Here is an 11,319-nt window from a genome sequence, read left to right on the forward strand (position 1 = left end):
TAAGAAGCCGGACGATGAACCAAGATTTGATTCATCGTCCGGCTTTCATTTTGGACTGAGAGTTTTTTCCCAGCCTCACCTTTAAAAATAACTAATTTAATCCCAGCTTTTTCCATTTGAGCTGCGACATGCGGTTGCCGTTGACTTTGGCCATGTGAAATTGGCTTGGTTGAAAATTTTGAAGCTACAATGTCATGCTTTTCTTCCATAAAGAAGACCTCCTTACTGATGATTTCAGTATAGGAGGTCCTGCTGACAATTTATAGACGTGTCGTTATGGTGTGCTTACGATAAAATGGCAAAAATTGTGTATCGTGATTCGTAGTCAGGATGTTGAAGCTGTTCTTCAAGCAAACGGAGAATAAATATGATTTGGAGGTGCCCCCCATCAACCTAACTAACCCGTACTTACCAAGCAACGTGTATATCCCCGATGGCGAGCCCCACGTCTACGGCAACCGGGTCTACTTATACGGTTCCCACGACTTGCCCGGTACCCACTTCCCATGTGAGGGTGACTACCAGTGCTGGTCTGCCCCGGTTGACGACCTCAATCATTGGCGAAACGAGGGAACCATTTACCGGCGTCTTCAGGACCCCTTCATCCGCCAGCACCAGCATGATCGCCGTCCCTTCAGCAAATACCTCTTTGCTCCCGACGTTGTCCAGGTTGACAGCCGTTGGTACCTCTACTATGGGGTGGGAATGTCTGGCGCCGGCATTGGCGTGGCCGTGGCCGATTCACCGACCGGCCCCTTTAAATACCTGGGGCGGGTCGTCTACCCGGATGGGACACCGCTCGGTCATGGCCGGCCGCTCTTCACCATGCCACTGGGATTTCCCATCTTTCATAAACGTGGTTACCCCTACGACCCGGCCGTCATTTACACCGGTGGCCACCTCTTCTTATACTTTGGCTATGGCCACTGCTACCTGGCTGAACTATCAACCACCGATATGCGGACCCTCATCAAGTCGCCCGCTACCGGCCAGTATGTTTCACCAGACCTAATCCCGCACGCGGCACCGTGGCGGATGCAGAACGCTCCTTCCATTCGGCAACTTGATGGCCATTTCTACCTGACCTACTATGCCAAGAAGGGCCCCAACAACGCCCTCTGCTACGCCACCAGTGACCAGCCAGCCGGGCCATTTCGCTTCCAGGGCGTTCTGGTTTCACTGGGTGACGGTGGCATCTTTGGTAATGAGCGGGGAACCGCCTACCAAGGCAATACCCATGGCGGCCTCTTCCAGGTAAACGGGCGGTATTACCAGTCCTTTCACCGGCAAACCGGAGGCCCGTGTCCGAACCGTCAGGCCTGTCTGGTAGAATTACAGTGTGATCAAGCCGGCCGCTTCCTGCCGGCCCACTTCACGTCGCAAGTACGGTCTAGTGGCGGCTTACCCTGGGCCCAGACCTATATGGCAAACACCGCCTGCGTCCTTCTTGACCGGCACGGTCGTTGCCACAAGCACCGGGCGCCGTACTTTGCCCTGCAAAATAATCAGCAGGTAGTGACTAACCTTCGTGAGGGGAGTCAGGTCGGTTTCAAGTATCTTGACTTCACGGGCGCGAGCGAAAAGCAGACCGTAACGGTGGAAATCGCAAATAGCCGGCCGGGAGAAATCAACGTGCTTATTGATGATAAAAAGCGGGTAGGGACCATCAAAGTCACCACGAGGCAGCGGCGCTTCACGGGCACTACCACAATTCCGGCGGGGCGGCATGCCCTCTATTTCGAATTTCACGGCCTCCAGCACGCCCAGTTCGTTGCCTTCCGATTTAGCCTTGATTGAACGGTAACGGAGGAATAAACTTAATATTGTTAGGGAAAATATGACTATATGGGGGATATAAAGTTGAAAAAAGTAATTTTAGTTAGTGCTGGCTTGCTTGCTGGCCTCGCCTTGACGACTTATTCTGGGAAGATGGATCATGCTGCAACGCCAACAACGGTGAATGCCAGCCAGGTAGTGACGCGGACCAGTCATGATAATGTTTCCTTAAGCAGCCTGCAACCGAAGGAAGTTGCGGCGGCCGCCTTGGTTGCCGGGGCAAAGGATAACGATGCCTGGTCAAACCTAGCCGACAGTGCCACGAATGACGATGGCGACCTTGAAGTTGACGTCGTATCAGCGGATGGGGTCACGCAAACGGGTACTGGTAAGATGTACTTGTTGACCCTCGACGGTAACGACGCGGGAATGGTTAATGGCTACACCCTGAGTGCGGACGGCAGTACCGTTTACCTGTACAGCGAGGGGATGCATGATTCAGGGGAGTGGACGGTTGCGCCATTCAAGACGGTTTCAGCCCGCCACCTGGTTAAGCTGGCCCACAGCAATGCCTCTGTTGATGACATTGCCAGCAACGTTTCAATTGAAGTCGATGATGACTAAAGAATAATGATTTGATTTCAAACCAAACTAATTTGTAGAATCACAATTGCCCATAACTGGTAATTGTGATTTTTTGAATTTAAATTGCACACGTAAAACCACTTGATAGTAGGCAATCAACGGCCACTATCACATTTGTGAATTGACATTTTGTGTCATTTTTAATATGATTGACAATATCAAGAACAAGCATAATAAAATTTATGGCAATAGGGCCGTATTTTTTATCAGTTATTGCCACAAGGAGTCAATCATGAATGACAAAGTAACGATTAAGACCATCGCCAAAATGGCGAATGTGTCGCATACTACTGTATCGCGGGCGCTAAACGACAGCCCGCTCGTTAAAGAAGATACAAAGAAGAAAATTCGTAAATTAGCCGCCCGGATGAACTATACGCCCAACCTGAACGCTAAGGCACTGGTGGAGAAGAAGTCCTTCATCATCGCGGTTTACTTCACTGACCTGGCCGACGGGACTTCACCAAGTTTCATGTCCAAGTCGATTCACCAAATCAAGGAATTCCTGCCGAGTGGCTACGAAATTGCGGTCGACAGCTTCGCCAGCCTACGCCGTTCCAAGCAGAGCATCAACCTCCGTTTTGATGGGGCCCTGGTGGTCAGTCAGTCGGACTCTGACGATGAGTACATTGACCAGCTGGCCGCCACCGGAAAGCCCCTGGTGGTCTTAAACCGCAAAATTGACCGGGACGACCTTTGCAACTACGCGCCGGACGATTACCTCGGCACCGCCACGGCGGTCAACTACCTTTTGCGGATGGGCCACACCAAGATTGCCACGATTACCGGACGAAAAGAATTTGCCTCGGCCCACCTCCGTCTGCGGGCCTTCTTAGAAACCCTCCATCAGCACAAGATCGATGTCCCGAAGGAATGGCAGGTCAGGGGAAACTACAGCATCACCTCGGGCTACCAGGCAATGGAAAAGATTCTCAACACTGGGAACCTGCCGACTTGCGTCTTCGCGGCGAACGATGATATGACGATGGGGGCCATTCGGGCCTGTGAGGATTACGGTTACAAGGTCCCTGACGAAATTTCCTTCATTGGTTTTGACGACAACGCCTATTCCAAGTTCTATAATCCGCGGGTCACAACCATCCGGAAACCAACGAGTGAACTAGCGGAGAACGGCGTCAAGGCCCTCCGTGACCTGATTGACAACCGGGAACTTCAGCTTCCCCGTTTCTTAAACCTGAAGCCGTCCCTTGTTGTTCGCGACTCGGTTAAAAAATTGAATTAGGAAAATAAATGACCAGTAGTGAACAGGTTACCTGAACACTGCTGGTCGTTTGCATTTGCGCGGGTTATTTTAAGGTAAAGTTATGGTCATACTTACGAACCAGGTGGACGGCTTCGTCCAGTTCGCCTTCCCCGGTTCCCTCAAGAATGGCGTAGGCAAAGGGCTTGACCCGGTTAATGAAATTGACGTAGCGCTCCACGTCAACCACGCCGCTACCAAAGGGGACACGCACCCTTTGACCATCGACAAATTTGACGTCACTGAGGTGGAATACCCAGATACGGTTGCCATAGAGGCGGTTGGCGTTTTCCAGAATGTCATCCTGGTCGTGGCAGTTATCCGCCGTCAGCATGTTTGCCAGGTCGAAGATCACGAACAGGTTGGGACTGTTGACCTCGTCTATAACCTGACGGACGGCGTAGTTGTTGTTCATGGGGTGGTTGATCCCCGGTTCAATTGCTAACGGGCTACCAAGGCGGTCCGCATCCTTCGCCATGACCTTCACGGCCGCGATTACCCGGGTCAGGGCCTCGACGGTATAGTTATCCCGGGAAAAGCCGGCGGGGGAGAGGACATTACCGGTCTCAGTCCCGACCACCCCGGCATGGAGGAACCTGGCGGCCGCCAGACTATCGGCAAAGGTCTGGAGATTTTCCCACTGGGTCTCCCGGTCGTAGTCAATGATGTTGACATAGTTGCCCAGCACAGCAATCCGCACCCCAGCTTCTCTGAACTTGCCGGCCACCATGTTTAACAGTCCCGGTGAGTAGGCATCGGTACTGGGAACGATTTTGGGCAGGAACTTGCGGGGATCAAACTGAACATTGTTGAGACCGTAGTTTTTGGTAACGGCAAAGAGGTGGGCAAATGAATGCTCGCCAATGTCCTGGGCCCGTAGCCCGACTTGAATGGTCGTCTAATTCACCTCAAACTTGGAAATACACTTTTACACGCCCTATGTTAATTTTGAAAGCGTTATCATTACACTATTACTTATTTTAGCCCATCCAGTCGATTTTGGAACCCCTTGCAAAGAAAAAGTGATGGGGTATAATTAATTTTGAAAAAAGAAACAGTATTTCTAAATAAGAAATGGAGGACGATTTTCGATGAGTTTTAAGATGGTTACACGTTATGCCCACAGTCCCAAGGACATCCAGCACTACGATACGGCAGAACTACGTCAGGAATTTTTGATGGAGAAGATTTTCTCCCTCGGTGACATTCTTCTTACCTACACCTACAACGACCGGATGATCTTTGGTGGGGTCACCCCGAAAGCAGGCGAACCCCTTGAAATCAAGCTTGATAAGGAACTGGGGGTTGACTTCTTCCTCCAACGGCGGGAACTCGGTTTCATCAACATTGGTGGTGCCGGGGCCGTGACGATTGATGGCAAGAAGGACGAAATTGTTGCCCACGATGGCTACTACATCGGGATGGGGGCCAAGCACGTGGTCTTCGAATCCGCTGACTCGGCTAACCCGGCCAAGTTCTACGTGGTTTCAACACCGGCCCACAAGACCTATCCTAACAAGAAGCTACCTTTCAAGGACGCCATCGCCATGCCAATGGGGGACCAGAAGAATATGAACAAGCGGACCATCTACAAGTACATCGACGCTTCTAGCATGGATACCTGCCAACTCCAAATGGGCTACACCGTCCTGGAACCCGGTAACTCCTGGAATACGATGCCGTGCCACACCCATGCCCGGCGGATGGAGACTTACATGTACTGTGAGTTTGGCTCTAAGGACACCCGGGTCTTCCACTTCATGGGCAAGCTGGACGAGAGCAAGCACATTGTCCTGGAACCGGAACAGGCGGTTGTTAACCCTAGCTGGTCCATCCACTGTGGGGTGGGGACGACCAACTACGCCTTCATCTGGGCAATGTGTGGGGAAAACCAGACCTACGATGACATGGACATGGTTGACATGCACGATTTGAAGTAAGGAGGGCTATCACATGCCACAATCACAAGAAGAAATTAAACAAAACGAAGCCGCCTTAGACAAGTTCAAGATGTCTGCCTTTGACCTGACCGGCAAGGTTGCCATCATCACCGGTGGGAACACCGGACTGGGGCAGGGGTACGCCGTTGCCCTAGCTGAGGCCGGTGCTGATATCTTCATCGCTGCGCACAGCACCCAGGGCTGGGACTCAACCCGGCAGATGATCGAAAAACGGGGTCGGAAGGTTGAATTCATGCAGGTCGACCTGACCACGCCGGGGGTCGCTCCCAAGGTAATCGCTAAGGCGGTCGACGCGTTTGGCCACATCGACATCCTGATCAATAACGCCGGGATGATCAAACGAAACCCAATTCTGGAGTCCAAGGACGCGGACTGGGACGCCGTTATCGACATCAACCTGAACGCGGTTTACCACATGTCAATGGCCGTCGCCAAAGTGTTTGCTAAGCAGGGCCACGGGAAGATCATCAATATCGGTTCGATGCTGTCCTTCCAGGGTGGTAAATACATCCCGGCCTACACGGCATCCAAGCACGGGGTCGCAGGTTTAACCAAGGCCTTCGCCAGTGAAATGGGGGCCTATGGTGTCCAGGTCAACGCCATTGCGCCCGGTTACATCAAGACCGCCAACACCGCCCCGATTCGGGCAGATAAGGCCCGGAACAAGGAAATCCTTGACCGGATTCCGGCAGGGCACTGGGCAGAGCCCCACGAGCTAATGGGGGCAGCGGTATTCTTGGCTAGTGATGCGGCCAACTACGTCAACGGTATAATCATGCCAGTCGACGGTGGCTACCTGGTTCGTTAATATATAAGGGGGTAACGGATTCCCAGCTTGGGGATGGCGCTACCCGCTTTTTGAAAGGTTGAAATAATGGAAAGTAAAATGTACGGCACGGTCCTCCTTAAGGCCAAACGGATCCTCGACTGCATTGCCCATGCTGATGCGGGGATGACCTTGAGTGCATTGGACGGGCAACTCGATATTTCAAAACCCACTATTTACAAGATCCTCAAGACCCTGGAATACTGTGGCTATGTCCGGGTCGTCCTGGTAGGGGATGAGAAGGTCTACCACTTGGGGACCATCTTCCTGGAGTATGCTCAGGCGGTCAACGACTCGATTGACATTGTCGAAATAGCCAACCCCTTCTTGAAGAAGTTGCGTGACCAGACCGCGGAGACGGTCAATCTGGGGATTGCGGAAGATAACGCCATCGTCCTCTTATCCAAGATGGAGAGTACCCACAGCATCAAGCTGGTCTCCGTCATCGGCGGCAAGATGCATATGTACTCATCAGCGATGGGCAAGGCCATCCTGGCGACATATTCACGTGAACAATTGCAAAATTACGCCAACCAGGTTGCATTTCAGCAGATGACACCCAAGACCGTTGCCAGCAAAGAAGCCCTGCTGGCAACCATCGACGAGACGCGGGACCAGGGCTACGCAATTGATGACGTTGAAAACCAGCCGGGGGTCTACTGCCTCGGCTTTTCCCTGGTTGCTAACGGCCAGGTCTACGGGGCCTTTAGCATCAGTACTCCGGAGTTCCGGATGACGGCGGCAAAGAAGGAAAAGTTTGTCGAACTCGGTAAGCAGACCCAGGCCGAGATTGAAAATCACCTCTAATACTTAGCAATCTTATATAGTTGAAAACACTATACAGTAACCGAAGGGGGCGCCAGCGTTCGGTTTATCCGAATACTGGCGCCCCCTTTGTGCTTTCCGAAGACTTGCCGCGCATCGTAAATCGAGCTAGCCAGCTGTTTTTTGCTTCCTTTTCCTTTGTGAAGAGCTCACGAGAGAGAAATAGGGGTAATAGTTTAGTACATCAGCTTCCTATAAGATGATCTAAAATCAGTGAGAGTGAAATGATACACAATAGTTACTCAACGCCGAAAACGCTTACTTTGTGATATATATCAATATAATCTTTATAATTGGACACTTTATTATAAAAATTAGGTACTGACCAATAAAATTAACCAAAAACGTTATTTTTTTCACAAAATATGTTAACGTTTTCAGCTAATTGTGGTAATATAAGAATTGTTAAAGGAATTTGTTACAGAATGTGTGTTTTGTGAACTAATTTCTTTACAGTTTGCAATTATTTGCATGTTTAGTTTCTAGGTATTGCTAAATGTGGACATATGAGGTGCCATTTTATTTTTACATCCAATTGTTCACGTGTGTTTTTTATAAGGAGGGCTTACCGTATGAGCGAGAAACAAGCGTCCGCTGCTGCTGCCACAGCGCCGGCAAAGGACGGTACGGTTAAGAAAGTTGATAACTTCAACAAGCAAATTCCAACCCACCAAAAGATTTTCTATGGTTTTGGTGACTTTGGGAACGGATTTATGTTTGACCTTGGTCAGGCTTACCTGACTAAGTTCTGGATTGATGCCGCCGGCATTGGTGCCGGTGCGGTTGCCGGGATCTTCGCCTTTACTAAGATCTTCGATGCCTTTATGGACCCAATTGCCGGTTCATTCGTCGATGGACGGAAGAACATTGGTAAGCGGGGGAAGTTCCGTCCGGTTATGATGATCTCCGCAATTATTCTGGGGATCATGACCGTGGTTACCTTCACAATGCCAATGGGCTTATCCACTGGTCAAAAGATCATTTACGCATACGCCGTTTACATGATCTGGGGGGTTGTTTACTCCTTTACTAATGACCCGTATGGTTCGCTAGCGTCGGTCATGTCACGGAACCCGCAAGACCGTAGCTTTATGGCGACGACGCGTCAGGTTGGTTCCGTTGGTGCCCAGTTTATTGCTGGGGTTGCCTTTATTCCGCTGATGGAATTAGTCGGTGGGGGAATGAGTAGTAAGGACCAACTTCATGGTTACTTCTTCGCCGCTACTGTCTTTGCTATCATCGGTATCTGCATGTTTGCCGTATGTTACTTTGGAACCAAGGAAAACGTTAAGGTTCACCGTGATAAGAACGCTAAGCGGGAAGGCTTTGGCGATTACATCAAGGTTGTCTTCACCAATGGTCCACTGGGTGCCTTAATTCTGATGACCTTGTTCACGATTTCTGCGATGAACACCAACAACCAAATGATGGTCTTCTATGCTCAATACAACCTGGGTAACATTGGTTTACAGCCAATTATCAACGCCATCATGATGGGTTGCTCCATCGTCGGTGTCTTCATGATTCCTACCCTGACCAAGCACTTTGGTCAGAAGCGGACTGCAATGTGGTCATTCGTTGTTGGTGCGGTTGCCAACATCTTGAACTTCTTCCTGCCAACCAACGTTGTAACCTTCATCGTCTTAGTTACGATTGGTTACACCGCCCTGGCTATTCCAAACGGTATTACTTGGGCCATGGTTTCCAACGCCATTGACTACGGTGAATGGCACACGGGAATGCGTAAGGAAGGTATTACTTACGCCGCCTTCAACTTCTCCCGGAAGATTGCCCAATCACTGGCTGCCTTAGTTAGTGCCGGTGTTCTTGCCGTTACTGGTTACGTTGCTAACGCCCAACAATCCGCTAAGACCCTGCAAGGGATCAAGGCTGCGATGACTTTGTACCCTGGCTTCTGCTTAATTATGGCTGCCATCATCATTGGCTTCCTTTACAAGATCAGCGACAAGAAGTTCAAGCAAATTGCTACTGACCTTGATAATGGTAAGTGGGAACACGGTACTATCGGCGACGAAGATGTTAAATAATTTGAACCCTGCTTAGGAGGATGCATTATGACTTTATTAGATAAGAATTTTCTGTTAACTAACGAATGGGCCAAGAAGTTATTCTTTGACTACGCTAAAGACATGCCAATCATTGACTTCCACTGTCACCTGAACCCCGAGGAAATTTACGAGAACAAGAACTACGCAAACATCACTCGGGTTTGGCTCAACGAAGATCACTATGGTGACCACTACAAGTGGCGTTTGGAACGGGCAAATGGTGTTCCTGAAGACCTGATCACTGGTGACGCTGACGACTATGACAAGTTCATGGCTTGGGCTGGTACCATCGAAAAGGCCGTTGGTAACCCTGTTTACGAATGGACCCACCTGGAATTACGGCGGTTCTTCGGCATTGACGAACCACTCTCCCGGAAGAATGCTCCGGAAGTATGGAAGAAGGCTAATGCCCTCCTGCAAACCGATGAATTCAAGCCACGTAACCTGATCAAGCTTTCCAACGTTAAGGCGGTCTGCACGACGGATGACCCAGCATCTGACCTGCACTACCATAAGCTTTTGAAGAAGGACGAAAAGGAAAATGGCTTCCGGACCCTGCCAGCTATGCGTCCAGATAACCTGATTCAAATCAACAAGCCAACCTTTGCTGACTACATCAAGCAATTGAGTGACATCTCTGGTGTTGAAATCAACTCCTTCCGTGACTTGATCAAGGCCATGGAGCAACGGTTCCAATACTTCAACGACATGGGCGGTCGTCTGTCCGACCACTCACTCTGGACATTCCACTTCGCTGAAGCAACTGATGAAGAACTGGATGCCATCCTGAAGAAGGCTGAAGCTAACGAAGAAGTCACCGGCGTTGAATACGACAAGTGGCTGACAATGTTCCTTGAAGAAATGATGAAGCTGAACAAGAAGTTCAACTGGACGATGCAGTTCCACGTCAACTCTATCCGTGACCTGAACCACCCAATGTTCAAGAAGTTGGGCCAAGACACGGGTTACGATGCAATGGGGACCCAACCAGACATCGTTGCTGAAATTCAACAACTCTACACCAAGATGCGTGACACCAACGACATTCCAAAGACAATCTTCTACTCCCTGAATCCAAACGACTGGATGCAATTAGTAACTCTGATGGGCTGCTTCCTCGAAGGTGGTAAGCAACGGATGCAACTCGGGGCTGCATGGTGGTTCAACGACACTGCTGAAGGGATGACAACCCAACTGCGGGACTTCGCACAACAAAGTCTGCTGCCTAACTTTGTCGGGATGCTGACTGACTCCCGGAGCTTCCTGTCATACCCACGTCACGAATACTTCCGTCGGGTACTATGCAACTTCTTCGGTGACCTGGTTGAACAAGGCCGGGCTCCAGAAGACGAGGAATACCTGGGCAAGATTATCCAAGACATTGCCTACAACAACGCATACGAATACTTCGGCTTCTTCAACGACGCAAAGCCAGAAGAACTGTTCGCAAAGCACGACAATCCTTTCCAATACTAATTAATTGAAGGGGAAAAAGGATGGAAAAACATGTTTTCCCATCCTTTTGTTGTTTAGAATAGGGGTTGATTCAATGACAGTTGACCAAGGAGAAGCTTTAAATATTTTACACACGATTGGGATAGATAAGCTCTACCCGATTGTCCGTATCCACTTTCGTGTTATCTAATAGTTCGACCAGGGCCCGATTTTGAAAATATGGACGCTGACTAAGGTCGCCCTAGTTGGACCTACTTAAGGGACCGAAAATGCGGCCTCATTTGAATCAGGAAGACACGAGAACCCGTCTGGGAACGACCGTCCTGCAGATCATGCGTGACCTTCTGGACAACTACGCCTTGAAATTTGCCTAAATTGATATTGTGAACGCTACCAGAACTGATATAATAGTTTTTAAATAAGACAGATTGTAAAATTTAAGTTGAACATTTAAGTGGACAGAAAAAACCATCAAGGTCTTTAATGGTGTTACCACACAAT

Annotated in this window: 10 protein-coding genes; 8 read left to right on the forward strand and 2 right to left on the reverse strand. The window is 49.8% G+C overall.

Annotated features, from left to right (window positions below):
* Positions 1-209, reverse strand: a 209-nt coding sequence (locus QOS01_RS09540; RefSeq protein ID WP_283622148.1) for a hypothetical protein, incomplete at its 3' end; no start/stop codon positions are given.
* Positions 210-330: 121 nt separating this feature from the next.
* Here QOS01_RS09540 and QOS01_RS09545 point away from each other — a divergent pair.
* From QOS01_RS09545 to QOS01_RS09555, 3 genes are all read left to right on the forward strand, one after another.
* Complete coding sequence (locus QOS01_RS09545) at positions 331-1,797, forward strand: family 43 glycosylhydrolase (RefSeq protein ID WP_283622149.1); 1,467 nt, start codon at positions 331-333, stop codon at positions 1,795-1,797.
* Positions 1,798-1,860: 63 nt separating this feature from the next.
* Positions 1,861-2,400, forward strand: a complete 540-nt coding sequence (locus tag QOS01_RS09550; RefSeq protein ID WP_283622150.1) for a hypothetical protein — start codon at positions 1,861-1,863, stop codon at positions 2,398-2,400.
* Between the two features lie 253 nt (positions 2,401-2,653).
* Positions 2,654-3,664 carry a LacI family DNA-binding transcriptional regulator gene (locus QOS01_RS09555; protein ID WP_283622151.1) on the forward strand — a complete coding sequence of 337 codons (1,011 nt, stop codon included), beginning with the start codon at positions 2,654-2,656 and terminating at the stop codon, positions 3,662-3,664.
* A gap of 64 nt (positions 3,665-3,728) precedes the next feature.
* Here QOS01_RS09555 and QOS01_RS09560 read toward each other — a convergent pair whose 3' ends face one another.
* Entirely contained in the window at positions 3,729-4,574 is an 846-nt protein-coding gene (locus QOS01_RS09560; protein ID WP_326521107.1) for a sugar phosphate isomerase/epimerase family protein, read from the reverse strand.
* Positions 4,575-4,773: 199 nt separating this feature from the next.
* Between QOS01_RS09560 and kduI the strand changes: the two genes are divergently transcribed.
* From kduI to uxaC, 5 genes are all read left to right on the forward strand, one after another.
* The gene (gene kduI, locus QOS01_RS09565; RefSeq protein WP_283622152.1) at positions 4,774-5,622 is read left to right on the forward strand and encodes a 5-dehydro-4-deoxy-D-glucuronate isomerase; all 849 of its coding nucleotides are present in this window, start codon (positions 4,774-4,776) and stop codon (positions 5,620-5,622) included.
* Positions 5,623-5,635: 13 nt separating this feature from the next.
* Positions 5,636-6,451, forward strand: coding sequence for a 2-dehydro-3-deoxy-D-gluconate 5-dehydrogenase KduD (gene kduD / locus QOS01_RS09570; protein WP_283622153.1), 816 nt, complete (start codon positions 5,636-5,638; stop codon positions 6,449-6,451).
* Positions 6,452-6,517: 66 nt separating this feature from the next.
* Positions 6,518-7,276 carry an IclR family transcriptional regulator gene (locus QOS01_RS09575; protein ID WP_283622154.1) on the forward strand — a complete coding sequence of 253 codons (759 nt, stop codon included), beginning with the start codon at positions 6,518-6,520 and terminating at the stop codon, positions 7,274-7,276.
* A gap of 590 nt (positions 7,277-7,866) precedes the next feature.
* Entirely contained in the window at positions 7,867-9,342 is a 1,476-nt protein-coding gene (locus QOS01_RS09580; RefSeq protein ID WP_283622155.1) for a glycoside-pentoside-hexuronide (GPH):cation symporter, read from the forward strand.
* A gap of 27 nt (positions 9,343-9,369) precedes the next feature.
* A complete protein-coding gene (gene uxaC, locus QOS01_RS09585; RefSeq protein WP_283622156.1) occupies positions 9,370-10,839 on the forward strand; it encodes a glucuronate isomerase in 1,470 nt (489 codons plus the stop codon).
* Positions 10,840-11,319 lie beyond the last annotated feature (480 nt).

Origin of the sequence: Limosilactobacillus avium (assembly GCF_947381485.1) — a bacterium.
GTDB classification, from domain to species: domain Bacteria; phylum Bacillota; class Bacilli; order Lactobacillales; family Lactobacillaceae; genus Limosilactobacillus; species Limosilactobacillus avium.